Source organism: Ensifer aridi, from assembly GCF_002078505.1.
GTDB lineage: Bacteria > Pseudomonadota > Alphaproteobacteria > Rhizobiales > Rhizobiaceae > Sinorhizobium > Sinorhizobium aridi.
The window spans coordinates 219068-241674 of sequence record NZ_LUAV01000002.1 but is presented as its reverse complement, the minus strand read 5'-3'; the positions used below and the strand labels follow the sequence as shown (position 1 = coordinate 241674).

At 62.9% G+C, this 22607-nt stretch carries 24 protein-coding genes; 9 read left to right on the top strand and 15 right to left on the bottom strand.

The features are described from left to right. Positions 1-61: 61 nt before the first annotated feature. Complete coding sequence (locus AYK65_RS01475) at positions 62-1318, top strand: aminopeptidase (protein ID WP_046120041.1); 1257 nt, start codon at positions 62-64, stop codon at positions 1316-1318. A 54-nt stretch (positions 1319-1372) separates the two neighbouring features. On the opposite strand, the gene AYK65_RS01470 is transcribed toward AYK65_RS01475, so the two are convergent. Then, positions 1373-2248 carry an EamA family transporter gene (locus AYK65_RS01470; RefSeq protein ID WP_081157825.1) on the bottom strand — a complete coding sequence of 292 codons (876 nt, stop codon included), beginning with the start codon at positions 2246-2248 and terminating at the stop codon, positions 1373-1375. A 133-nt stretch (positions 2249-2381) separates the two neighbouring features. Between AYK65_RS01470 and AYK65_RS01465 the strand changes: the two genes are divergently transcribed. Then, the gene (locus AYK65_RS01465) at positions 2382-2879 is read left to right on the top strand and encodes a MarR family winged helix-turn-helix transcriptional regulator (RefSeq protein ID WP_046120043.1); all 498 of its coding nucleotides are present in this window, start codon (positions 2382-2384) and stop codon (positions 2877-2879) included. Between the two features lie 73 nt (positions 2880-2952). Here AYK65_RS01465 and AYK65_RS01460 read toward each other — a convergent pair whose 3' ends face one another. The 3 genes from AYK65_RS01460 to AYK65_RS01450 form a co-directional block, all read right to left on the bottom strand. Then, positions 2953-3540, bottom strand: coding sequence for an NAD(P)H-dependent oxidoreductase (locus AYK65_RS01460; protein ID WP_026613567.1), 588 nt, complete (start codon positions 3538-3540; stop codon positions 2953-2955). Positions 3541-3552: 12 nt separating this feature from the next. After that, on the bottom strand, positions 3553-5133 hold the full coding sequence (gene xseA / locus AYK65_RS01455; RefSeq protein WP_026613568.1) for an exodeoxyribonuclease VII large subunit: 1581 nt from the start codon (positions 5131-5133) through the stop codon (positions 3553-3555). Positions 5134-5212: 79 nt separating this feature from the next. After that, positions 5213-5992 carry a helix-turn-helix domain-containing protein gene (locus tag AYK65_RS01450; RefSeq protein ID WP_046120044.1) on the bottom strand — a complete coding sequence of 260 codons (780 nt, stop codon included), beginning with the start codon at positions 5990-5992 and terminating at the stop codon, positions 5213-5215. A 127-nt stretch (positions 5993-6119) separates the two neighbouring features. Here AYK65_RS01450 and AYK65_RS01445 point away from each other — a divergent pair, with 127 nt between their 5' ends. Continuing rightward, positions 6120-6530: a hypothetical protein gene (locus AYK65_RS01445; RefSeq protein ID WP_026613570.1), complete on the top strand. Its 411-nt coding sequence runs from the start codon at positions 6120-6122 to the stop codon at positions 6528-6530. A gap of 124 nt (positions 6531-6654) precedes the next feature. Here AYK65_RS01445 and AYK65_RS01440 read toward each other — a convergent pair whose 3' ends face one another. After that, the gene (locus tag AYK65_RS01440) at positions 6655-7641 is read right to left on the bottom strand and encodes a Gfo/Idh/MocA family protein (protein WP_046120045.1); all 987 of its coding nucleotides are present in this window, start codon (positions 7639-7641) and stop codon (positions 6655-6657) included. A gap of 221 nt (positions 7642-7862) precedes the next feature. On the opposite strand from AYK65_RS01440, the gene AYK65_RS01435 reads away from it, so the two are divergent. Next, positions 7863-8843, top strand: a complete 981-nt coding sequence (locus tag AYK65_RS01435) for an aldo/keto reductase (RefSeq protein WP_081157824.1) — start codon at positions 7863-7865, stop codon at positions 8841-8843. Here the strand turns inward: AYK65_RS01435 and AYK65_RS01430 are convergent. After that, on the bottom strand, positions 8836-9474 hold the full coding sequence (locus AYK65_RS01430; RefSeq protein ID WP_026613573.1) for a hypothetical protein: 639 nt from the start codon (positions 9472-9474) through the stop codon (positions 8836-8838). The genes AYK65_RS01435 and AYK65_RS01430 overlap by 8 nt on opposite strands. Before the next feature lie 34 nt (positions 9475-9508). Then, entirely contained in the window at positions 9509-10279 is a 771-nt protein-coding gene (locus tag AYK65_RS01425; protein ID WP_026613574.1) for an SDR family oxidoreductase, read from the bottom strand. A gap of 220 nt (positions 10280-10499) precedes the next feature. On the opposite strand from AYK65_RS01425, the gene AYK65_RS01420 reads away from it, so the two are divergent. The 3 genes from AYK65_RS01420 to AYK65_RS01410 all read left to right on the top strand — a co-directional run bounded on the left by AYK65_RS01420 (position 10500) and on the right by AYK65_RS01410 (position 12068). Further along, positions 10500-10991 (top strand): YciE/YciF ferroxidase family protein, encoded by a 492-nt coding sequence (locus AYK65_RS01420; RefSeq protein WP_026613575.1) that lies wholly within the window; start codon positions 10500-10502, stop codon positions 10989-10991. 284 nt (positions 10992-11275) lie between these two features. Next, positions 11276-11635, top strand: coding sequence for a nuclear transport factor 2 family protein (locus AYK65_RS01415; RefSeq protein ID WP_026613576.1), 360 nt, complete (start codon positions 11276-11278; stop codon positions 11633-11635). Positions 11636-11729: 94 nt separating this feature from the next. Further along, complete coding sequence (locus AYK65_RS01410; protein ID WP_139793118.1) at positions 11730-12068, top strand: VOC family protein; 339 nt, start codon at positions 11730-11732, stop codon at positions 12066-12068. Positions 12069-12239: 171 nt separating this feature from the next. Here the strand turns inward: AYK65_RS01410 and pheT are convergent, their stop codons facing one another. From pheT to infC, 5 genes are all read right to left on the bottom strand, one after another. After that, entirely contained in the window at positions 12240-14666 is a 2427-nt protein-coding gene (pheT, locus tag AYK65_RS01405; protein WP_081157823.1) for a phenylalanine--tRNA ligase subunit beta, read from the bottom strand. A gap of 34 nt (positions 14667-14700) precedes the next feature. Continuing rightward, entirely contained in the window at positions 14701-15783 is a 1083-nt protein-coding gene (gene pheS / locus AYK65_RS01400) for a phenylalanine--tRNA ligase subunit alpha (protein WP_081157822.1), read from the bottom strand. A 190-nt stretch (positions 15784-15973) separates the two neighbouring features. Then, positions 15974-16378: a 50S ribosomal protein L20 gene (rplT, locus tag AYK65_RS01395; protein ID WP_026613580.1), complete on the bottom strand. Its 405-nt coding sequence runs from the start codon at positions 16376-16378 to the stop codon at positions 15974-15976. A 36-nt stretch (positions 16379-16414) separates the two neighbouring features. After that, complete coding sequence (gene rpmI, locus AYK65_RS01390; protein ID WP_026613581.1) at positions 16415-16618, bottom strand: 50S ribosomal protein L35; 204 nt, start codon at positions 16616-16618, stop codon at positions 16415-16417. Positions 16619-16869: 251 nt separating this feature from the next. After that, entirely contained in the window at positions 16870-17406 is a 537-nt protein-coding gene (infC, locus tag AYK65_RS01385; RefSeq protein WP_077068068.1) for a translation initiation factor IF-3, read from the bottom strand. 217 nt (positions 17407-17623) lie between these two features. Here infC and AYK65_RS01380 point away from each other — a divergent pair, with 217 nt between their 5' ends. Beyond that, the gene (locus AYK65_RS01380) at positions 17624-18430 is read left to right on the top strand and encodes an alpha/beta hydrolase (RefSeq protein WP_026613583.1); all 807 of its coding nucleotides are present in this window, start codon (positions 17624-17626) and stop codon (positions 18428-18430) included. A gap of 285 nt (positions 18431-18715) precedes the next feature. Continuing rightward, positions 18716-19336, top strand: a complete 621-nt coding sequence (locus AYK65_RS01375; protein WP_026613584.1) for a transglutaminase-like cysteine peptidase — start codon at positions 18716-18718, stop codon at positions 19334-19336. A 69-nt stretch (positions 19337-19405) separates the two neighbouring features. Here the strand turns inward: AYK65_RS01375 and mbfA are convergent, their stop codons facing one another. The 3 genes from mbfA to efp form a co-directional block, all read right to left on the bottom strand. Continuing rightward, positions 19406-20389, bottom strand: a complete 984-nt coding sequence (gene mbfA / locus AYK65_RS01370) for an iron exporter MbfA (protein ID WP_046120050.1) — start codon at positions 20387-20389, stop codon at positions 19406-19408. Between the two features lie 120 nt (positions 20390-20509). Beyond that, complete coding sequence (gene cfa1 / locus AYK65_RS01365; RefSeq protein ID WP_026613586.1) at positions 20510-21751, bottom strand: cyclopropane-fatty-acyl-phospholipid synthase; 1242 nt, start codon at positions 21749-21751, stop codon at positions 20510-20512. 187 nt (positions 21752-21938) lie between these two features. Continuing rightward, the gene (efp, locus tag AYK65_RS01360) at positions 21939-22508 is read right to left on the bottom strand and encodes an elongation factor P (RefSeq protein ID WP_026613587.1); all 570 of its coding nucleotides are present in this window, start codon (positions 22506-22508) and stop codon (positions 21939-21941) included. Positions 22509-22607: the final 99 nt, after the last annotated feature.

Here is a 22607-nt window from a genome sequence, read left to right as displayed (position 1 = left end):
TCTGTTTTCCGCGGAACCGGGCTAAAACCGCCTATCCGCAAGAAGAAGAGCAGGAGCTGTCATGAACGCCCCCCTCCAATCCGCAAAGAACCCGGTCGACCCGGTGAAGCTCGAAAAGCTCGCCGAGGTCGCCGTAAAGGTCGGCCTGCAATTGCAGAAGGGTCAGGACTTGGTGATGACCGCGCCGATTGCGGCGCTGCCGCTCGTGCGCCTCATCACCAAGCACGCCTATATGGCGGGCGCCGGACTGGTGACGACCTTCTATGCCGACGAGGAGGCAACGCTCGCCCGCTACGCGCATGCTCCGGACGAAAGCTTCGACCGCGCCAGCGACTGGCTCTACGAAGGCATGGCCAAGGCCTATGCGGGCGGGGCCGCGCGCCTTGCGATCGCCGGCGACAACCCGATGCTGCTCTCGGCCCAGGATCCGGCGAAGGTCGCCCGCGCCAACAAGGCGAATTCCATCGCCTACAAGCCGGCGCTCGAAAAGATCACCAACTTCGACATCAACTGGAACATCGTCTCCTATCCAAACCCGTCCTGGGCGAAGCAGATGTTCCCCGACGATCCGGAAGCGGTCGCCGTCGAGAAACTGGCGAACGCCATCTTCGCCGCCTCGCGCGTCGACGTCGACGACCCCATCGCCGCCTGGAAGGAGCACAATGCCAATCTGCATCGTCGGTCGGGCTGGCTCAACGAGGAACGCTTCGCCGCGCTGCATTTCACCGGGCCGAGCACGGACCTCACCGTTGGACTGGCGGACGGCCATGAATGGCACGGCGGCGCCTCGGTCGCGAAGAACGGCATTACCTGCAACCCGAATATCCCGACCGAAGAGGTCTTCACCACGCCGCACGCGCTGCGCGTCGAAGGCCATGTGTCGAGCACCAAACCGCTCTCGCACCAGGGCACGCTGATCGACAATATCCAGGTGCGCTTCGAAAGCGGCCGCATCGTCGAGGCCAGGGCCTCGCGTGGCGAAGAGGTGCTGAAAAAGGTGCTCGACACCGACGAGGGCGCTCGGCGGCTCGGCGAAGTGGCGCTGGTGCCGCATTCTTCACCGATATCGGCAAGCGGCATCCTCTTCTACAACACGCTCTTCGACGAGAACGCCTCCAGCCACATCGCGCTTGGCCAGTGCTATTCGGAGTGCTTCCTGAACGGCGCCAGCCTCAGCCAGGAGCAGATCCGCGCGCAGGGCGGCAATTCCAGCCTCATCCACATCGACTGGATGATCGGCTCTGGCGAGGTCGACATCGACGGGCTGCGCCCCGACGGCAGCCGCGTGCCGGTGATGCGCAAGGGTGAATGGGCCTGATTGGATGCCGGCTCTTGCCGCGGCAGGTTCTGCCGCGGCAATCCATGCCGGCGACTACGCGCGAGCGGGTGCTGCTCGACGCGCCACCTGAGCCTGCTGGCTCATCCAGACGCTTGCGAACACGACCGCGATCCCGAGCAGTTGTACCGCTGTCAGCTGCTGATCGAGCACGCCCCAGCCGAGCAGGATCGCCGTGACGGGGCTCAGGAAGCCGAGTGGCGAGACCTGTGACGGCTCCAGGCGTGAAAGCCCGCGTAACCAGAGAACATAGGTGAAGGCGGCGCCGATCAGGCCAAGATATCCAAAACCCATCAGATTAGCGGCAGTGAGCGGCGGCAAGGACGGCTCCAGCAGAAGCGCGACCGGCACCAGCAGCAGGCCGCCGGCCGTGAGTTGCCAGGCGGTGAAAGTGAGCGCGGAGACCGGCGGCGCCCAATGACGGCTGAGCACCGTGCCGAACGCCATGGAGACGGCTCCTGCGAGACCCGCCGCGACCCCCACCGGGTCGAGCGATGCCTTCGGCGTCAGCACCAAGAGCGCCACCCCTGCCATGCCGGCGATACCGGCGACAATGCTCAAGGCTCTGATCGGAGAGCCGAGGATGATCCGCGAGAGCATGATCACGATCAGCGGCTGAACGGCACCGACTGTCGCAGCGACACCGCCGGGCAAGCGATAGGCGGAGACAAACAGCATCGCCCAGAAGAAGGAGAAGTTGAGCGCGCCGAGCACAAAGCTGCGAAGCCACCAAGTGCCCTTCGGCATCTGCCGGACGACCACAAGCAGCAGCAGGCCAGCAGGCAGCGCCCTCAGCATCGCCACCGTCAGCGGATAGCCGGGCGGTAAAAATTCCGTCGTAACGAGATACGTGCTGCCCCAGATCGCTGGCGCTATGGCCGTGAGGACGATATCGAACCTTTGCGTCTGCATTTTCTTTATCTCAAGAATCTCTACATCAAGATAACTGCATCTTAGCGCAATTTATCTTGACGTCAAGATATCGCGGCATTAGAGCCGACAGAAAAGGCGCGGATCAGGTCCGCCTGCCGGGAGATAGCTGGACATGGAAGAAATCGACAAAGACCACGTAGACAAGATTCTGGCACAATGGCGCCGGGAGCGGCCGGAACTTGACGTTTCTGCGATGGGACTTCTCGGGCGTCTGGCGCGGCTGAGAGCCCATGTTTCCCGGGAGCAGGAAAAGGTCTTCGCCGAGCACGGCCTCACATCGGCAAGCTTCGATGTGTTGGCGACGCTCCGCCGCTCCGGCCCGCCCTTTCAGCTTTCGCCCGGCGACTTGCTTGCCGCAACCATGGTCACCTCGGGTACCATGACCAACCGTATCGACCAGCTCGAAAAGGCGGGGCTCGTTGAGCGGCTCAACAATCCCGAAGACCGACGCGGCGTGATCATCGCGCTGACGTCCGAAGGCTTGAAACGCATCAACGCCGCGGCGACCGCCCATGTTGCCAACCAGCAGCGTCTGGTCGCGGGCCTTGCGCCCGGGGATCGGGAAGCCTTGGACGCGCTGCTCAGGAAATTCCTAGCGACGCTCGAATGAGCCAGTAGATCACACCTTTTTAAGGATAACGCGATCTGCGGGCGAAAACCCGCGCACACTTTTCCTCATGCCCCTAGATCCGGCTCACCAAGGCGCGTACCCGTTCGAGATGGCGCTTTCGCTTACCTTCGGTCGCCCGGTCCATGTCGTGCAAGGCGAGCATGCGGAAATCGAGACCCTTTGCACAGAAGGCCGCGATGCCACGCTTGAGCAGCCGGCGCACCGGATTGCCCATATAGAGATGCACCACCCACCAGGGTGAGCCGGTGCTCGTCAGTGCCCAGAAAAGCCTGATATTGCCGAGCCGCGGGATGATGCGCCCGCCCGCCGGATCATGCTCGAAGGCGACACCAGGGGCGAAGACGCGATCGAAGAAGCCTTTGAGGATAGCCGGAAAATTGAACCACCACTGCGGGAAGACGAGTACGAGCCCGTCGGCAGCCTTCAGACGCGCGATACAGCCGGAGGCTTGGGCGTCGTAGCGCTCGGAAAAATAGCTGCCGCGTTCCGCCATAGTCAGCCGCGGATCGAAGTCCTCGCGATAGAGATCGAGCATGTCGACCGTATGCCCGCGCCCTTCGAGCGTTTCCTTGGCCAGGCGCGCGACGCTTGCCGCGAAGCTATCTTCAAGCGGATGGGCGAGCACCATGAGGATGCGCATGATGCTCCCCTCTCAGAAAAGGCTGCCCTGCTTCGTCGGCTCCGCCGTCCGCGGCGGGCGCTTCTTCGGCGCCTGCGGCGGCGTACCGCCCTCGCCCGCCGTTGCTGCGACGCGGCCATCTGCGAATTCGAGCGAAAGCGGCATTCCGGGTTGAACGGCGGCCGCCTGCTTTACGGGCTCGCCCGCCGCATCGCGCACCAGCGCGAAGCCTCGCTGCAGGACATTGCGGTAGGAGAGCGACTGCAAGACGCGATCCTGTGCCGCGAGCGCCCCCTTCAGCCTGCGGAGTTCAGCGGCCATCGCCGCATCGGCGCGCGCTCTCAGACCGGCGACACGATCCTCGGCGCGGTGAATCTGCCCCACCAGGCGCGAAGGGAAGGCGCGAAGCGACGCATCGGCGGCAGCAACACGCGACTGGCGCCGATCGAGCTGGCGCTCGACGCACCGGTCGGCGCGGTTCATCGCCTCCATGAGGTGCCGCCGGCGGTCGCTGATGCGAGTCCTGATCAGATCCGGCCGGAGATGGGCGGCGATGCGCTCGAAGCTGCGGCGCTTGTTCGCCGTGTTCATCGTGAGCCCGCGGCCGAGGCCGGCGGCAGCCTCGTCGAAACGCCGCCGCGGCAGCGCGAGCAACTGATCGAGCGAGGGAAGCGCGCGGGCGAGCGAGCGCAGCGTCTGGCGCCGGTTGTCCATCTGCCGCGTCGCAGCCCCTTTGAGGCGCGCTGCGAGGCTCGCGACCTGCGCCTCGAGATCCGCCTTCACCGGCACCGCCATTTCGGCCGCGCCCGTCGGCGTCGGCGCTCGCTGGTCGGCCGCGTAGTCGATCAACGTCCAGTCCGTCTCATGGCCGACAGCCGAGATCAAGGGGATGGTGGAGGCTGCGGCGGCGCGCACGATGGCCTCGTCGTTGAAGCACCAGAGATCCTCGAGGCTGCCGCCGCCGCGCGCGACGATCAGCACATCCGGCCGCGCAATGGCGCCGCCCGTTTCCAGCGCGTTGAAGCCTTGAATGGCGGCCACGATCTCTTCGCACGCCCCATCACCCTGGACCCGAACCGGCCAGACCACGACATGGACCGGAAAGCGGTCGGCGATCCGGTGTAGGATGTCGCGGATCACCGCGCCCGTCGGCGAGGTGACGACGCCGATGACCTTCGGCATGAAAGGCAGCGGCCGCTTGCGGGCGGCATCGAAAAGTCCTTCAGCCGCCAGTTTCCGCTTGCGCTCCTCGATAAGTGCCATCAGAGCGCCGGCGCCCGCCGGCTCCAGCGACTCGATGACGATCTGGTACTTGGACGAGCCCGGGAAGGTCGTGACCTTGCCGATCGCGATGACTTCCATACCCTCCTCGGGTCGGAACTTCAGCCGCTGGAACGTGCTCTTCCAGATGACCGCCTCGATGCGGGCACGATCGTCCTTCAGCGCAAAATAGGCATGGCCTGAGGAATGTGGCCCGCGATAGCCGGAAATCTCGCCTCGTACCCGGACATGCTCGAAGTTCTGCTCGATCGTACGCCTGATCGAGCCGGAAAGCTCCGACACCGAATATTCGGCGACATTGGAGGCAGAATCGGAATCGAAGAGTGAATTCATGGACCCTTTGTAGCCGACCGCGGCGGGAATATCAGTAGCAAGAGGCGCCTTTCTACCGTTTTTCTGGCGGGTTGCCGCCTTATGCCCTCTGCTCGAAGAAGCGCCGGGTGGCTTCGTCAGCCGGAAAAAAGGATTCGATCATCACGCCTTCGACCAGCGCATCCTGTGTCGAGCCGAAGGTCGAAAGCGTGGTGATGAAGCGGAGCTCCGTTTCGCCCAGCCTGAGCTCGATCGGCAGGACCGGCAGCCGGTCGGTCCGAGGGTGGTTTTCCAGCGCCCGGACGACACCCGGATCGCGGACGAGCCCATCGAGCCGCCGCTGCAATGGGCTGCGTGGCCCTTGGAGCCAAGCCTCCATGCGGACCCGCTGTACCAGATCGGCCGCTGCCGCCTCCCAGTTCAGGACCAGCGTTCGGACTGGCTGGGCGGCGAGGAAGCCGTCGAGGAAGTTCTGGCCGGGCCTGAACGGAACATCGGTCGCCTCGACGAGCGCGGAAAAGGCGGGATTGGTCAGAAGCACCGTATATTGATGATCGAAGACGAGGCCAGGATAGGGATCGTGGCGGTCGAGCATCAGCCGAATCGCAGCGGCGACTGCCGGTGGCATCGCCGCCAGGCCCGAGGCCGGGCGGGTTGTCATGCGCGGCCGGTAGCCGGCGGCAGAGAAGAGCGTGCCCTGGTCGCGCGCGGGAATGTCGAGGACCGAGGCGAGCCGCAGGATCATGCCCTCGGTCGGCCGGGAGCGGCCGGTTTCGAGGAACGAAAGATGGCGCGCGGAAATGCCTGCCGTGGTCGCAAGATCGAGCTGGCTCATGCGGCGATGTCCGCGCCATTCCTTCAAGTGGCTGCCGAATTCCATTGATGCGGTTCTCCGTTGCCTGCCCAGATTGGCCGGGCCGGCGCGCAAAATCCATTACCTCCGAGGTAATTGGTTTGATGATCGCGAGAGGTCAGCATCTCTCCATCGACAACCGAAGGAGACAGACATGTTCGACCTTTCCAGCCGCTCGCTTCTCAACAAGACATTCATTGCCGACGGCATCTTCTCGCTGATCGCCGGCACCGTTCTGATCGTCGACGCGTATCCGCTCGCCAGGCTCGTCAGCCCCGCGGTTCCCGCCGCCGTCATGACGGCGCTCGGCACGGGGCTCTTGCTCTGGGGCGCGTTCCATCTTGCCTCCGCCAGAAAGAACGGGCCGAATGCTCTCGCGGCGAGGATCAGCATCGGCGGCGACATTCTCTGGCAGGCGGCAAGTCTGGCCCTCCTGGCGATCGCCTATCCTTGGCTCACTCCGATCGGAGCCGGCTTGGTCATCGTCGGAATGGTTGGTGTCGCCGACTTTCTCTTCTTCAAGATGCGCGGCGCCTCTCAAGCGCGATTGTTCCGCGCCGCCTAGATCACGATGATTTTAGGTCGGACCGACCTAGCGCGGGATGCGGGCGGAAACGCGGACACTTCACCTCATCCCGCGCTAAGAGCGCTGTGGCCCGCCGATCGGCGGGCCACATTATTAGCCGGCTTCAGATCGGTTCCCAACCGTCCTTCTCACTGGCGCGATAGATCGCGTCGATGAATTTCTGATTGAGGCGTGAGCTTTCCAGCGTCACCACTTCTTCGGGCTCGCCGTTGGCTGCCCGCGCGAATGCTTCGGCCTCGAGCCTGTATTGGCGCGCATCCTGGAAGCGGAAGAGCTGCGACTGGGCATGGCTCTGATTGGTGAGTTCTACCTCCTCGCGGCCGTAGCGGTCGGCGTTGAAGGGGGATTTCACCTCGATGTAGCCCTTGTCGCCGTGGAAGACCATGACCTGGCGGGCGGCAAGCTGCGTCGAGATGTAGAAGCTCAATTCGAAATCGCCGAAATCGGCACGCACGCTCGAATAGATATCTGTTCCGAATTCCGGATCGCGTTCGGTACTAGCCTGCACGCGCAGCGGTTCCCTGCCGGTCGAAAAACGCGTAGTGATCGCCGGGTAGACGCCGATGTCCGGCAGGCCGCCGCCCCCGAGCGCCGGGATGTTGCGCATGTTGCCCGGATCGCGGTTGTAATAGGTGAAGGCACCCTGCACATGCCGCAGCCGGCCGATGGCACCGTCGGCGATGAGCGAGCGCACCTTCCGCCAGACGGGGCTGTAGGTCACCATATAGGCTTCCGAGATCAGCACCTTGTTGCGATCGCGCGCCGCGATCACGGCGTCGATCTCTTCCGCTTTCAAGGCGAGCGGCTTCTCACAAAGGACGTGCTTGCCGGCATCGGCCGTCTTGATGGCCCACTCCACATGCTGCGACGTCGGCAGCGGAATATAGACAGCATCTATCGCATTCGAGGCCAGCATCTCCTCATAGGAGCCGAAGGCATGCGGCACCGAGAAGCGGTCGGCCATGGCCCTCGCCTTGGCCTGGTCGCGGCTGGCAATCGCCGTCACGACACAGTTCTCCGCGTCCTGGATGGCAGGCACGACGAGCTCACGGCCGATCTTGGCCGTCGACAGAATTCCGAAACGCAGCATGGGGCAGACTCCTTCTGAAGCGGGTGAAGGCCGGCAGCCGCTCTCCTCTCCCGCATCTCGCTTTGCGAGCCGACACTATCGCTGAGGTACGTGCCTAGCAAGCCGGAGCCGGCCAAGAAAAAAAGCGCCGGCAGGTGTCATCCGGGTAGAGCTGGCCTATGTTCTTGCGGCAATCCTCCCGATCGCAGCTTGTTTTCATCCAACCCAAGTGGAGCGAAACCATGGAAATGCGCAGACTTGGCCGTACCGGTCTTTCGATCGCCCCGCTCGTCTTCGGCGGCAATGTCTTCGGCTGGACGGCGGACGAGAAAACATCCTTCGCCCTGCTCGACGCTTTCTTCGATGCCGGCTTCAATGCCGTCGACACGGCGGATGTCTATTCCTCCTGGGCGCCGGGAAACAAAGGCGGCGAATCGGAGACGATCATCGGCAGGTGGATGAAGCAGTCCGGGCGTCCGCGCGACAGCGCGGTCATCATCACCAAGGTCGGGTCGGAGCTCGGACCGGACCGCAAGGGCCTCTCGCGCCGCTGGATTCTTGAAGCGGTGGAGAACTCCCTCAAGCGCCTGCAGACCGACTATATCGACCTCTATCTCTCGCATTGGCCGGACCCCGACACTCCTTACGAGGAGACGCTCGCCGCTTACGAGACGCTTCTTGCGCAAGGCAAAGTCCGGGCGATCGGTGCCTCGAATTTCGATGCACGGCAACTCCGTGACGCCCTCGATGTCGCCGCGGCGAAAGGACTGCCGCGGTATGATGTGCTGCAGCCCGAATACAATCTCTACGACCGGGCATCCTATGACGGTGCCCTGCGCAACCTCTGCATCGCCGAGGAGATCGGCGTCATCACCTATTTCAGTCTTGCGCGCGGCTTCCTGTCCGGCAAATACCGCTCGCACAAGGATCTGGAGGGTTCGGCCCGCGGTGGCGGGGTCGAAAAATATCTCGACGGGCACGGCATGCGCATCCTCGGCGTGCTCGACGAAGTCGCCGAGGAGACCGGCGCGAAACCGGCAGAGATCGCGCTTACCTGGATCATCGCCCGCGAGGGCGTCACTGCGCCGATCGCCAGCGCTACCAACCTCGACCAGGTGGCGAGTCTCGTGAAATCGGCGGAATTGAAGCTCTCGAGCGAGGCGATCAGGCGGTTGAACGAAGTGAGCGACGAGAAAGAGGTCGTCTCCAACTTCTCTACGTAAGAAGAGCCTCCTCCACCCTCACGAGCGGCGGAAACCCCGGATAAAGATGCGCATGGCTGCCTTCGTGATTGGCCATGCCCGGTTTCGTAAGCAGCCCGCGCGGCCCGGCGTAGCTCATGATCGTCCGCCGCGGGCGCTCGTGCCACTGGATGTTGAAGGCCCAAAGCTTCGGGAAGAAACAGAGGGACGCATAGGGAAGATGGTCGTGGATCCACCAGGCAAGGCTCTGCCAGCCGCCGTCTTCACGCTCCCGGTCCCAAACCCAGGGGATGACGATGCAGGCAGTGGCCCCCATGCAGCCGTCCGCATCGCGCATGTCCCAGATATGATCGGCCGCCGTCGCCGCGTTGGTCGAACAATTGAGCTTGTTGGCGTTTCCGAAGGCGTTGACCGCACAGTTGCGATAGGCGGAGCGGATGTGCAGCCGCCCGAAGGTCGCCTCCAGCGGCTCCAAGAGCTCCTCGCAGAGTCGCCGACCGGCTTCGATGGCGAGGTCCGGATCGTCCGGAACGTTTGGAATCCGGTAGAAATCGGCAATCTCGGAATGCAGGAAATCCCGCAGGAAGAAGTTCTTCGACAGGCGCACGCGCCCGAGGTCCTCGAGCGATTTCATCGATCCGGGTCTCTTCATCCTTTTTCCCTTCGTTCCCTCCCCGTCTCGGCGATCATGTCCTCATCACCGAGACGCCGCCATCGACCAGCAATGCGGCGCCGGTGACGAAACTAGCACCGTCGGAGGCGAGATAAAGCGCGGCTTCGGCGATTTCCTCCGGCCGCGCCATACGTTTCAGAGCGTGCAGGCCTTCGACGAAAGCCCGCGTTTCCGGCGCGGCGCCCGGCAGATTCGCGACATTGGACGGCGTGTCGGTGCCGCCCGGCAGCAGCGCGTTCGCGCGAACGCGCAAGGCCCCGAGTTCGACGGCGAGCGACTGCACCAGCCCAATCAGTCCCGCCTTGCTCGTTGCATAGGCAGCGGTGCCGGGAAATCCAGCCGTATGACCAACGAAGCTCGAGGTGAAAACGAGCGAGCCGCCGCCGCGCGCAACCATAGCCGGAATCTGATGTTTTGCCGCGAGGAAGGCGCCGGTCAGATTGGTTTCGAGCGTCTCCCGCCAGCCTTCGAGGGTGAGCGACCGAACCTCGCCCATGGCGCCGAGCGATCCGGCATTGTTGAAGGCGATGTCGAGACCGCCGAAGCGCTCGGCCGCCAGGTTGACCAACGCCTCGTGCAAGGCTTCGTCGCGCACGTCGCCGGCCAGCATTGCCGCTTCGCCGCCTGCGCCGGCGATTTCGGAAGCAAGTTCCGCCAGCGCGTCCTTGCGTCGAGCGGTCAGGACGACTTTCGCCCCCTCGTGCGCGAAGAGCCGTGCGGCGGAACGGCCGATTCCGGAGCTTGCTCCGGTGATGATCGCGATCTTTCCTTCAAGTCTCGCCATGATGTTACTCCAGTCGTTTCGTCGATGGCCGGAGCATTGCCGATGCGGCAGATCGCGGCCACCCGTTTTCCGCGGCGGCGGAATCTTCGGCCTTTTCACGACCGAACAACGGAAAGCGATCGGCGCTCTGCGCTTTTTGCAGTCGGGAGGAACAAATGGCTCCGTCTGATGTTGATTGCGGGTCGATGGCAACACGAAGCAGACGAGGAAGGAAACCACAATGGCCAAGGAAAGAACGTTAGACGACCTGTTCTACGAGACGCTCAGGGACATCTACTACGCCGAGCGGAAAATCCTGAAAGCTTTGCCGAAGATGGCGCGTGGCGCCCAGGCTCCGGAGCTCAAGGCCGCCTTCGAGAAGCATCGGGAGCAAACGGAAACCCATGTCGAGCGGCTGCAGCAGGTGTTCGACATGATCGGCAAGCGCGCGCAAGGCAAGACCTGCGAGGCGATCGAAGGGATCATCGCCGAGAGCGAAGATATCATGGACGAGTTCAAGGGCACGCCGGCCTTGGACGCTGGTCTCATCTCCGCAGCGCAGGCGGTCGAGCACTATGAAATATCGCGCTACGGCACTCTGAAGACCTGGGCCAAGACCATTGGGCTGAAGGATGCAGTATCGCTTCTCGACGCGACGCTGAAGGAAGAAATCATCACCGACGAGGATCTGACGAAACTTGCGATGGCGCAAGCGAACAAGAAAGCCGCATGATCCCCCCATGGCGGCCGGCTCTGCCGGCCGCCATCAGCCTTCGATCACGGTGGTGGTCGGATCGAATCGACCCGAAGTCGCCGTGATCTGTTTCCCATAGATTTCAACGGGATGCGGACGGGGACCGATCCGTCGGCAAGATCCCTCCATGCGATTAGGCGTCGGCATCGCAATTCTGATGCGATGCCCTACCTATGATCGCGTGCGCCGCGATCACCGCCGGAGCGGCATCGGAGCGGCAAAAGCACGCCCGCATCCCAGTCGATAGAAACGGAGGATCACGAATGTCCGAAGAGCAGGCGATCAGCGCGGTTGTCCATCTCTATGTCGACGGCATGGCCTTTGCCAACGAAGGGGCGTTACGCAAGGCCTTCCACCCCAACGCATCGATCGTCGGCAATACCGAGGGTGCGATAGAGTGGTTGACACGCGACGCCTTCATCGCCGCCGTCGTGAGGGAAGGATCGGCGCCGCCCGGGACGCAGCCGCTGATGGAGATCGAGACGATCCACATCACCGACGACGCGGCGAGCGTGAAGGTGATCGATGAATTCGCCGGCGCACGCTACACGGACTATCTGTCGCTCTTGAAGGTCGACGGACGCTGGTTGATCATCAACAAGGTCTGGCATCGGCATGCATAGGGAATCCTCTGGTCCCTCAAAGACACGGAACGACAGTGTCGCGCCGCAGAAGGCTTCCGGCAGGATCATCGCGCTCGACCATGTGCAACTGGCGATGCCGCGGGGCGGCGAGACCGAGGCGCGCCGATTCTATGCCGATCTTCTCGGCATCCCGGAAGCCCCTAAGCCGGCTAACCTTGCCGCGCGCGGCGGCTGCTGGTTCGAGGGCCCCGGTCTCAAGGTCCATCTCGGTGTTGCGAAGGACTTCTCACCCGCTCGCAAGGCACATCCGGCCTTCATCGTGGACGATCTTTTTGTGCTGGTCGCACGGCTGCAGGCGGCTGGATTTGAAGTGATTGAGGACGAGCCGCTTGCGGGATTGGCGCGCCGTTATGTCAGTGATCCGTTCGGCAATAGGATCGAGCTGATGCAGCCAGTGCTGAAGTCGCCGTAGCGGCGAAAGCCCGGACTTTTTGCCCCTCACGCTAACCCTCTCCCGCGCGCGGGGAGAGGGGACTTGAGAGGCCGCCGCGAGTCCCCTTCGCCCCGCTTGCGGGGAGAAAGGTGGCCGGTAGGCCGGATGAGGCGCGGACGCGGTGCAGAACCGCGGCGGCCTTAGCCATTGTCAGGCGCGCAATACGCCGCCGGTGCTTTTCGCCACATTCGAGACGATGCGCGAGGTCAATGCCTCGAAATCCTCGTCGGTCAGCGTGCGCTCGACCGGCTGGATCGTCACCTCGATCGCGACCGACTTCTTGCCCTCGCCGAGGGACGCGCCCTCGAAGACGTCGAAGACGTTCACAGCCGTCACCAGTTTTCGGTCGGCGCCGGACGCGGCCCGGACGATCGAGGCCGCTTCCACCGTCCTGTCGACGATGAAGGCGAAGTCGCGCTTGACCGCCTGGAAGGGCGAAAGCTCCAGCGCCGGCTTGGTGCGCGTCACTTTCTTCTTCGGCTCCGGCATGGCGTCGATATAGATCTCGAAGCCGCAAAGCGGGCCTGAGACATCGAGGGCATCCAGCGTCTTCGGGTGGAACTCGCCGAAGGTGCCGAGCACGATCTTCGGGCCGAGCTTGATCGTCCCGGAGCGGCCGGGATGATACCAGGTCGGACCGCCGGCTTCGAACTGGACATTGGCCATCGGCACGCCGCAGGCCTCAAGCACCGCGATGGCGTCGGCCTTGGCATCGAAGACGTCGACCGGCTTGCCGCCGCCCTTGGCGGCGTTCGACCAGAGGCGGCCGGCACCGTTGAGCGAGGCGGTGCCACGGCGCACGCCCCCGGCGACGCGCCGCTGCGCCTCGGGCGTGTCGCCCTCATAGGTGCCGGAGACCTCGAAGATCGCCACATCGCCATAGCCCTTGTCGGCATTGCGCTGGGCGGCGGTGAGAAGTCCGGGCAGCAGCGAGGGTCGCATGTCGGACATGTCGGCGGCAATCGGATTGGCGAGCTTCAGCGCCGGCCGGCCACCGCCGAAGAGCTTCGCCTGTTCCTCCGAGATGAAGGACCAGGTGACGGCTTCCAGCATGCCGCGGCTTGCGAGCGCGCGCTTGGCCTGGCGGGTGCGGATCTGCAGCGTCGTCAGGATCTTGCCGTTGACGGCATTGTGGCTCGGAAGCGGCTGAGCGTGGATGTTGTCGACGCCATGGATGCGCATGACCTCCTCGACGAGGTCCGCCTTGCCGTCGATATCCGGCCGCCAGGAGGGCACGGTCACCTTCAGGCGCTCGCCGGAGCCCTCGACGCCGAAGCCGAGCTTCTTGAGGATCGAGGCGCTCTCCTCGGACGAGACCTCGAGGCCGGTCAGGCGCTTCACCTCCGAGACCGGGAAGTCGACGATCTTCGGCGTGTGGCCCTCATAGCCGACGACGTCCAGCTTCGCAGCCGTGCCGCCGCAGAGCTCAATCACCAGCTCGGTCGCTCGTTCGATGCCCGGCACCATGTATTCCGGATCGGCGCCGCGCTCGAAGCGATAGCGCGCATCGGTGATGATCCCGAGCGTGCGGCCGGTCTTGGCGATGTTCATGGGGTCCCAGAGCGCCGATTCGATCAGCACGTCGGTGGTCGCCTCGTCGCAGCCGGAGTGCTCGCCGCCCATGATGCCGCCGATCGATTCGATGCCGTCCTCGTCGGCGATCACCACATTGGCGGGCGTGAGCGTATATTCGCGCGTATCGAGCGCCAGCACCTTCTCGCCCTCCCTCGCCCGGCGAACCGTCAGGTTGCCGGTGACCTTCGCCGCGTCGAAGACGTGCAGCGGGCGGCCCTGGTCGAAGGTCAGATAGTTGGTGATATCGACGAGCGCATTGATGGGCCTGAGCCCGATCGCGGTCAGCCGCCGGCGCATCCAGGCCGGGCTCGGGCCGTTCCTGACGCCGCGCACGAGGCGGAGCGCGAAGCCGGGGCAGAGATGCCTGTCCTCGCCGAGTTCCAGGCGGACCTTGACCGGCGTTTCGCCCCCGACCGGGAAGGACGGCGCCGGCCGCGTCCTCAAGGTGCCGAGGCCGGAAGCGGCGAGGTCACGGGCAATGCCGTGGATGCTGGTGCAATCCGGCCGGTTCGGCGTCAGATTGATTTCGATGACCGGATCGTCGAGGCCCGCATAAGCCGCGTAGCTCGTCCCGACCGGAGCGTCCTCGGGCAAGTCGATGATGCCGGTGTGGTCGTCGGAAATCTCCAGCTCCTTCTCGGAGCACATCATGCCGCGGCTTTCGACGCCGCGAATCGTACCGACCGAGAGCGTCACGTCGATGCCGGGTATATGAGTCCCGGGCGCAGCAAAGGCACCGACGAGGCCCTTGCGCGCATTCGGCGCGCCGCAGACGACCTGCACCGGAGCGCCCGAGCCGGTATCAACCATCAGCACCTTCAGCTTGTCGGCGTTCGGGTGCTGTTCGGCGGAAATGACCTTGGCGATGACGAAGGGCTTGAAGGCGGCCTTGTCGTCGACGTCCTCGACCTCCAGCCCGATCATCGTCAGGCGCGCGCAGATTTCCTCGAGCGAGGCGTCGGATTCCAGATGGTCCTTCAGCCAGGAAAGCGTGAACTTCATGATTTCACCTGTGTCTTAAAAATCTCAACGAAGATCACGCCGAGAGGCCGCCGAAGAGCGTCGCCATGTCGAGCGGGCGGAAGCCGTAATGGGTCATCCAGCGGACATCAGCGTTGAAGAAGTCGCGCAGGTCCGGCATGCCGTATTTCAACATCGCGATCCGATCAAGGCCCATGCCCCAGGCGAAGCCCTGGTACTCGTCGGGATCGAGACCGCCGGCGCGCAGCACGTTCGGATGCACCATGCCGCAGCCGAGGATCTCCATCCAATCCTTGCCTTCGCCGAACTTGACGATCGGGCCGGACCGGTCGCACTGGATATCGACCTCGAAGGAGGGCTCGGTGAAGGGGAAGAAGGACGGGCGAAAGCGCATCGTCACCTGATCCACCTCGAAGAAGGCCTTGCAGAATTCTTCCAGCACCCAGCGCATGTTGGCGACGTTCGCCGTGCGGTCGATGACCAGGCCCTCGACCTGGTGGAACATCGGCGAATGGGTCGCGTCGGAATCCTGGCGATAGGTCTTGCCGGGAATGATGATGCGGATTGGCGGCTCTTGCGCCTCCATCGTGCGTATCTGCACCGGCGAGGTGTGCGTGCGCAGCACCTTGCGTTCGCCCTTCTCGTCCGGCTGGAAGAAGAAGGTATCATGCATCTCGCGGGCCGGGTGCCCTTCCGGGAAGTTCAGCGCCGTGAAGTTGTAGTAGTCCGTCTCGATGTCCGGCCCCTCGGCGATCGCGAAGCCCATGTCGCCGAAGATCGCGGTAATCTCGTCGACGATCTGGCTGATTGGATGAATGCGGCCGCGTTCGGCCGGCGAGGAGCGCACGGGCAGACTGATATCCACCGTCTCGTGCGCCAGCCGTTCGGCGATCGCCGCATCCTTCAAGGCGAGCTTCCGGGCGGAGATCGCTTCGGTAACCGTGTTCTTCAGCGCATTGATGCGAGCGCCGCGGGTCTGGCGCTCCTCCGGCGTCATCGTGCCGAGCGTCTTCAAAAGCTCCGAGATCGAGCCCTTCTTGCCGAGCGCACCGACACGCACCGCCTCGATCGCCGCCTCATCGGCGGCGGCATCGATGTCCGCCAGCAAAATCCGTTCCAACGTTTCCAGTTCGCTCATTCTGTCCTGCCTCGATGCGGGAATGGTTCGGTATATCGGTTCAATTCTTCAGCAATGTGATCGCGTCCAACGTGAGCCGAGGCGTTCCGTGGCTGCGATCCCGGCGGCAAGCCGAAAAGAAAAACCCGCGCCAGCCCTGCCAGCGCGGGTTTCCCAACAATTTCAGAAACGGTCTTGGGAAAACGCTGGCTTAACGGACAGCGCTTTCAAACTCGTTTGCCGTGCCGGCTTCCTTGAGGTAGGCAAGCGCCTTCTTGGCGGCTTCGACGAGCGCCGTGAATGCAGCCGTCTCATGGATCGCCATGTCGGACAGAACCTTGCGGTCGATCTCGATGCCGGCCTTGTTCAGACCGTCGATGAAGCGGCCGTAGGTGAGGCCGTGCTCGCGGACCGCAGCGTTGATGCGCTGGATCCAGAGCGCGCGGAAATTGCGCTTGTTAACCTTGCGGTCGCGGTAGGCGTACTGCTTGGAACGGTCCACCGCTGCCTTGGCGGCGCGAATGGTGTTCTTGCGGCGGCCGTAGAAACCCTTGGCGGCCTTGAGCGTCTTCTTGTGCTTGGCGTGGGCGGTTACGCCGCGTTTTACACGTGCCATGTCATGATCTCCTTAAAATCCAAATCGCCAGACGTCTTAAAGACCGTTGGGCAGGTAGTTCTTGACGACCTTCTTGCCATCAGCCTCTGCGAGAACCATGGTTCCGCGAGCGTCGCGAATGAACTTGTTGGACCGCTTGATCATGCCGTGGCGCTTGCCAGCAGCAGCAGCTCGAACCTTGCCGGTCGCGGTGACTTTGAACCGCTTCTTGGCAGACGATTTCGTCTTCATCTTGGGCATTTTGCTACTCCATTGTTCTTGATATGCGAAACCGGCTGACGAGGCCTGGTTTCCAGCGTTAAGAACGGCCACGGCATGCCCTGCCGGACCGTTCGGACGGGGGCTTATAACCGCGCACCCCAAAAAAGGCAACCCGGCAAAGAAAGAACGCTGCGTGCCGGAAGGGGCGTCGTGACCCAAAAGGAAGAGCCGCCCCACAAGCTCCTCCGGGGCGGCTCTTCATCAAGCCTCTTGTCGGGGTCATGCACCGATCACTTCGGCGCAAGCACCATCATCATCTGGCGACCTTCGAGCTTCGGCTCGGCTTCCACCTTGGCAATAGCCTGGGTGTCATCCTTCACCTGCATCAGAAGCTTCATGCCGAGTTCCTGGTGGGCCATTTCGCGGCCGCGGAACTTCAGCGTCACCTTGACCTTGTCGCCCTCCTCGAAGAAGCGATTCATGGCCTTCATCTTCACCTCGTAATCGTGGGTGTCGATGTTGGGGCGCATCTTGATTTCCTTGATCTCGACGATCTTCTGTTTCTTGCGCGCCTCGGCCGCCTTCTTCTGGTTCGCGTATTTCAGCTTGCCAAGATCGAGAATCTTGCACACGGGCGGATCGGAATTCGGTGCGATCTCCACCAGATCGAGACCGGCCTCGTCCGCCATGCGGAGCGCCTGGTCGATCGGTACGCTGCCCAGGTTCTGGCCCTCGGCATCGATAAGCTGAACCCGGGGGACCCGGATTTCCTTGTTTGCGCGCGGTCCTTCCTTGACTGGGGCGTCCGCTTTGAACGGTCTGCGAATGGTCGTACTCTCCTCGAGCTGTTGACGTACAATTGGTTTGATAAACAGTTAGCGCGATCTCAAACGTGGCGCTTGAAACAGTCACTGACGGCAATGTGTGAATTGCGGCTCCAGAGTCAATAGCATGGCCCGCAATGAAAATCATCCTCTGTCGGTGCCCGAACGAATCTGTTTTAGAAGGAACCCGGTCAAGGTCAGGTCTCTCGGAGGATATTCGATGTCAGCAACGCCGGCTGAAACCGACATCACGCGGATCGAGGTCGGAACGGGAGAGCTCAGGCGCAGCATCGCCATGCGGATCTTCCGCGCCGAGCCGGCCTCCAGCCAACCCGCACTCGTCTGGCTCGGCGGGTACCGTTCCGACATGACCGGCACGAAGGCGATCGAGGTGGAGGGCCATGCCCGAGCCGTCGGCACCGACTGTATCCGCTTCGATTACTCCGGGCACGGTTCCTCGGGCGGCGATTACCGCGACGGCACGATCTCTCGCTGGATCGAGGAAAGCCTTGCGGTGGTCGATCATGCCGCCGCGCCGCGCATGATCCTCATCGGCTCCTCCATGGGCGCCTGGATCGCGCTCCGCCTCATCGAGAAGTTGCGGGCGCGCGGCGAAGCCGACCGCGTCGCCGGTCTCGTGCTGATCGCCCCTGCCCCCGATTTCACCGCCGAGCTGATCGAACCAAATCTGACCGATATCGAAAAGGCGTCGCTTGCCGAGCGCGGCTTTTTCGAGGAGCCGTCGGAATACAGCCCCGAGCCCAATATCTTCACCCGTGCGCTGATCGAGGACGGCCGCGACAATCGGGTCATGAAAGGGCCGGTCGAAACCGGCTGCCCGGTCCATATCCTCCAGGGCATGCGCGATCCGGACGTGCCCTATACACACGCGCTAAAGCTCATGGAGCACATGCCGGCGGACGATGTCGTCATGACGCTTATTCGCGATGGCGACCATCGGTTGTCTCGCGAGGAGGACATTGCCAAATTGAAACAGGCGATCGACGGCATGCTGACGAAGGCCTGAGCGCTGGGCTAGGCCACATGGACTAGCCAAAATCTCCGAACCTAATCCGGAAGTCGTAGACCAAGCCGTTGCGCTAGCGGGATTTCCGCGCCTTCTACCGCAGTCCTTAACCATAAGATGGACTAGCCCGAATCAGGCGATTGACTCCGACAAGCCGTCTATATTAACTCTTTGTTAACGATTAGAGCAGCGCAGGGGAAAAATCCTACAAAAGCTGTCGGCAACTTTGGATTGCGCGGATCGGTCCGAACGGGATCGGATGCGGTCGCGTTACAGGGGATCTGTATGGCATCTTGGACCGGGGTTAAGGCAAGTTTCGCGGTACTTTGCGCGCTTTTCATTTCAACAAACGCGGCGATTCCCGCACAGGCGGGAGCCTCTCCCTGGATGCAGACCGGCGCGGTAACCTCGCAGCCGATCGGGCATTACGAATTCTGCCAAAAGTATAGAGGTGAGTGCCGCGTTCGGTCGAACTCGACCGTTCCGCCGCGCGTCACGGCAGGCGGCTGGGCGGCCATCCGTCAGGTCAATGCCGCCGTCAACCGGCAGATCGCGCCGGTCACGGATCTGCAACTGCACGGCAGAGACGAGGTCTGGTCCTATCCGGGCGCGCAGGGCGATTGCGAAGACTTTGCTCTCGAAAAGCGCAAACGTCTGATGCAGAAAGGTTTTTCCGCCAGCAACCTGCTGATGACCGTCGTGCGCAAACCTGACGGCGAAGGCCATGCGGTCCTGACCGTCCGTACCGCCCAGGGCGACTTCATTCTGGACAATCTCGACAGCGGCGTGAAGCTCTGGACCAATACGCCTTACCGTTTCCTCAAGCGTCAGGCCGCGAACAATAGCGGCCGCTGGGTCACGATTGACAACAGCGGGGAAGTGCTCGTCGGCTCCGTCGGCAACTGATCGATCAACCGTTGCTTTCAAAAAAAGGGCCGCAGACGCGGCCTTTTTTGCTTGCGTGGTGGAGCACCGTCAGGCGTTGCCGATGACGACGCCGGCGGCAAGGACGAGACCGCCGCCGAGCACGACCTGGAAGGCGGCCCTCAAGAAAGGCGTTTCCATGTAGCGGTTCTGGATGAAGGCGATCGCCCAGAGCTCGAAAAAGACGATCCCGACCGCGGTCGCGGTCGCCGTCCAGAAATGCGGAATGAGATAGGGAAGCGCGTGGCCGAGGCCGCCGAGCGCGGTCATGATGCCGGAGGCGAGTCCGCGCTTGACGGGCGAGCCGCGACCGGAAAGCTTGCCGTCGTCATGGGCAGCCTCGGTGAAGCCCATCGAAATACCCGCGCCGACGGAGGCAGAGAGGCCGACGAGGAAGGTCTGCCACGTGTCCTGGGTGGCGAAGGCCGCGGCAAAGATCGGCGCTAGCGTCGAAACCGAACCGTCCATCAGCCCGGCAAGACCTGGCTGCACATAGGTCAGGATGAACTGTCGGCGGGATGTCTCATCCTCCTCATCGCGCACACTTTCGGGCGTATGCTTCTCGCCGAGCCGGCGAGCGAGCGATTCATGCGCCTTCTCGGCAACCGCCAGGTCTCCAAGGAGTTTGCGCGTCGCTGCGTCGCGGGTGCGCGCTGCAGCCTCGACATAGAAGCGATGGGCCGCATCCTCCATGGCTTCCGCTTCCACGCGCGCCTTTTCGATCGGCATCTCGACGATCAGCCAATCGGGCTTGCGTTCCGGGAAATCGCGCACGTGTTCGCGGCGGATCAGCGGAATGCGGTTGCCGAAGCGGGCGACGTGCAGGTCGATTAGGGCTTGCCGGTGATGGCTCTCCTCCTCGGCCATCTCCTCGAAAACTTTTGCGGAATGGGGGTATTTCTGACGCAGCGCATCGGCATAAGCGAGATAGATGCGGCCGTCGTCCTCCTCGGAGGAAATGGCGAGCGCGAGGATCTCCTGTTCGCTCAAGGACAGAAACGGACGCTTGGAGCGGGAGAAAAGGCGGGAAAACATGGGCGGGAACCTTCTTTAGAATAATTCTAAATAGACTCCGTAACCTGGAGCGTCAAGGCAGCGAGCGGGGCGAGGCCGGGCATGAGTGGTGACTTGAGAGAGGGGCGCCCGCTCCCCACATCAGATCGCGAGATCGAGCGCCTTCTCCTTCTCGATATAGGCACGCTGCCGATCGGTGATGTAATCGCGCACGATTGGCGCCGCATCGCGTGAGCGCGACAACTGCATATGGAAGACGAGCTGGCTGCCGGTGCGGAACATCATTTCCGCGCTGATCAGATAGAACTCCCACATCCGGGCAAAACGCTCATCATACATCGCGATCACCTTGTCGCGGTTCTTCTCGAACCGCGCGCCCCAATGAGCGAGCGTCGTCGCATAATGGACGCGCAGGAATTCGAGGTCGGTCACCCACAGACTGTTGCGCTCGACCACCTCGAAGACCTCCGACAGCGCCGGAGAATAGGCGCCGGGAAAAATGTATTTCCGAAGCCAGGGACTGGCCATGCCCGGCGGGCTCATATGGCCGATCGAATGGAGCACGGCGAGCCCGTCGTCCGGCATCAGCGCATTCAACTTCTTGAAGAACTCGTCATAGTGATGAACGCCGACATGCTCGAACATGCCGACCGAAACGATCCGGTCGAACGGCCCCTCGACGTCGCGATAGTCCTTGAGCTCGAAGCGTACGCGATCGGAAACTCCTGCCACGCGCGCACGCTCGGCGGCGAGCGCCTGCTGCTCCTTCGAGAGCGTCACACCGATGACCTCGACGTCCTCGAGCGCGGCCAGATAGAGCGCGAGATCGCCCCAGCCGCAGCCGATGTCGAGCACTTTCATTCCGGGCTTCAGGCAGAGCTTCGCGGCGAGCAGCCGTAACTTGTTGCGTTGCGCTGCCTCTAGCGTCTCGTCCGGCTCGCGGAAATAGGCGCAGGAATAGAGCATGTTCTCGTCGAGGAAGAGCTTGTAGAAATCGTTGCCGAGATCGTAGTGGTGAGCGACGTTCTGCTGCGCCTTCCCCTTGGGGTTCGCCTGCTGGCGCTTACGGAACCGCATCTTGATCGCGCGCAGGAGCTTCTGGATCGGATAGGAGCCGAGCGACAGGCGGTTGATCGAGAAGAGCGTGAGGAAATCCCGAAGCGTCGAGCCCTCCTCGAAGCGCATGGTGCCATCCATATAGGCCTCGCCGGCGGCCAGCTCGGCATTGAAGACGAGGCTGCGATAGAGCCGCTTGTCGGTGAGCCGCATCGTCACGCTCGGCCCCGGCTCGCCGGCAAAGATATGTCTCTTGCCGTCGGCATCGATCACGGTCAGGCTGCCCTTGCGGATGAACGCCTTCATCATGTGCGACAATGGAAACATGCAGGTCCCTCACTCTCGTCCGCTGCGAATGGCAGCACGCAGGCCCGAACCTAGCATCGAGCCGCGAAAATGCACGCCCGATTTCGCACCTCATTGCCTGCACTAGGTTGCGCGAAGGGTCTGAAACGAAAACGGGGACGGCGAGCATGCCCGCCGTCCCCTTCTCATATCTTGGCAGTCAGGACGATCAGTCCTTAGCGCGCTCGACGTAAGAACTGTCTTCGGTTGCGATGACGACGCGGGTGCCGGCCTGAATGTGCGGCGGCACCATGGTACGAAGGCCATTGGACAGCACGGCGGGCTTGTAGGACGAGGACGCGGTCTGGCCCTTGACCACCGGCTCGGTCTCGACGATTTCGAGAACGACATGGCGCGGCAGTTCGATGGCGATCGCAATGCCTTCGTGGATCGACAGCATCACGGCCATGCCTTCCTGGAGATAGGCCTTCTGGTCGCCGATATCGTCGGCCGACATAACGAGCTGATCGTAGGTTTCCGGATTCATGAAGTGGAAGCCTTCGGCATCTTCATAAAGGAAGGTGTGCTCGCGGTCTTCGACGAAGGCGCGCTCGACCTGTTCGGTGGTGCGGTAGCGTTCGGAGACCTTCACGCCGTCGGAAATGCGGCGCATGTCGACCTGCGTGACCGGCGTGCCCTTGCCCGGGTGGAAGTTCTGGGCGGTGAGCACGACATAGAGCTTGCCGTCGACGTCGAGAACGTTGCCCTTGCGGACCGAAGAAGCGATGACCTTGACCATTAGTCTTCCTTGTAACAGAGGTATGCGCGACACGAGCGGGCCGGAGATCGGCCCATTAAGGACGCGAGAATGGTTTTCGCGCCGCCACTACCCTAATTC

Bases quoted from the DNA above. Each gene is read 5' to 3' on its own strand.
- AYK65_RS01475 (WP_046120041.1), top strand. From the start codon at position 62: ATGAACGCCCCCCTCCAATCCGCAAAGAACCCGGTCGACCCGGTGAAG.
- AYK65_RS01470 (WP_081157825.1), bottom strand. From the start codon at position 2,248: ATGCAGACGCAAAGGTTCGATATCGTCCTCACGGCCATAGCGCCAGCG.
- AYK65_RS01465 (WP_046120043.1), top strand. From the start codon at position 2,382: ATGGAAGAAATCGACAAAGACCACGTAGACAAGATTCTGGCACAATGG.
- AYK65_RS01460 (WP_026613567.1), bottom strand. From the start codon at position 3,540: ATGCGCATCCTCATGGTGCTCGCCCATCCGCTTGAAGATAGCTTCGCG.
- xseA (WP_026613568.1), bottom strand. From the start codon at position 5,133: ATGAATTCACTCTTCGATTCCGATTCTGCCTCCAATGTCGCCGAATAT.
- AYK65_RS01450 (WP_046120044.1), bottom strand. From the start codon at position 5,992: ATGGAATTCGGCAGCCACTTGAAGGAATGGCGCGGACATCGCCGCATG.
- AYK65_RS01445 (WP_026613570.1), top strand. From the start codon at position 6,120: ATGTTCGACCTTTCCAGCCGCTCGCTTCTCAACAAGACATTCATTGCC.
- AYK65_RS01440 (WP_046120045.1), bottom strand. From the start codon at position 7,641: ATGCTGCGTTTCGGAATTCTGTCGACGGCCAAGATCGGCCGTGAGCTC.
- AYK65_RS01435 (WP_081157824.1), top strand. From the start codon at position 7,863: ATGGAAATGCGCAGACTTGGCCGTACCGGTCTTTCGATCGCCCCGCTC.
- AYK65_RS01430 (WP_026613573.1), bottom strand. From the start codon at position 9,474: ATGAAGAGACCCGGATCGATGAAATCGCTCGAGGACCTCGGGCGCGTG.
- AYK65_RS01425 (WP_026613574.1), bottom strand. From the start codon at position 10,279: ATGGCGAGACTTGAAGGAAAGATCGCGATCATCACCGGAGCAAGCTCC.
- AYK65_RS01420 (WP_026613575.1), top strand. From the start codon at position 10,500: ATGGCCAAGGAAAGAACGTTAGACGACCTGTTCTACGAGACGCTCAGG.
- AYK65_RS01415 (WP_026613576.1), top strand. From the start codon at position 11,276: ATGTCCGAAGAGCAGGCGATCAGCGCGGTTGTCCATCTCTATGTCGAC.
- AYK65_RS01410 (WP_139793118.1), top strand. From the start codon at position 11,730: ATGCCGCGGGGCGGCGAGACCGAGGCGCGCCGATTCTATGCCGATCTT.
- pheT (WP_081157823.1), bottom strand. From the start codon at position 14,666: ATGAAGTTCACGCTTTCCTGGCTGAAGGACCATCTGGAATCCGACGCC.
- pheS (WP_081157822.1), bottom strand. From the start codon at position 15,783: ATGAGCGAACTGGAAACGTTGGAACGGATTTTGCTGGCGGACATCGAT.
- rplT (WP_026613580.1), bottom strand. From the start codon at position 16,378: ATGGCACGTGTAAAACGCGGCGTAACCGCCCACGCCAAGCACAAGAAG.
- rpmI (WP_026613581.1), bottom strand. From the start codon at position 16,618: ATGCCCAAGATGAAGACGAAATCGTCTGCCAAGAAGCGGTTCAAAGTC.
- AYK65_RS01380 (WP_026613583.1), top strand. From the start codon at position 17,624: ATGTCAGCAACGCCGGCTGAAACCGACATCACGCGGATCGAGGTCGGA.
- AYK65_RS01375 (WP_026613584.1), top strand. From the start codon at position 18,716: ATGGCATCTTGGACCGGGGTTAAGGCAAGTTTCGCGGTACTTTGCGCG.
- mbfA (WP_046120050.1), bottom strand. From the start codon at position 20,389: ATGTTTTCCCGCCTTTTCTCCCGCTCCAAGCGTCCGTTTCTGTCCTTG.
- cfa1 (WP_026613586.1), bottom strand. From the start codon at position 21,751: ATGTTTCCATTGTCGCACATGATGAAGGCGTTCATCCGCAAGGGCAGC.
- efp (WP_026613587.1), bottom strand. From the start codon at position 22,508: ATGGTCAAGGTCATCGCTTCTTCGGTCCGCAAGGGCAACGTTCTCGAC.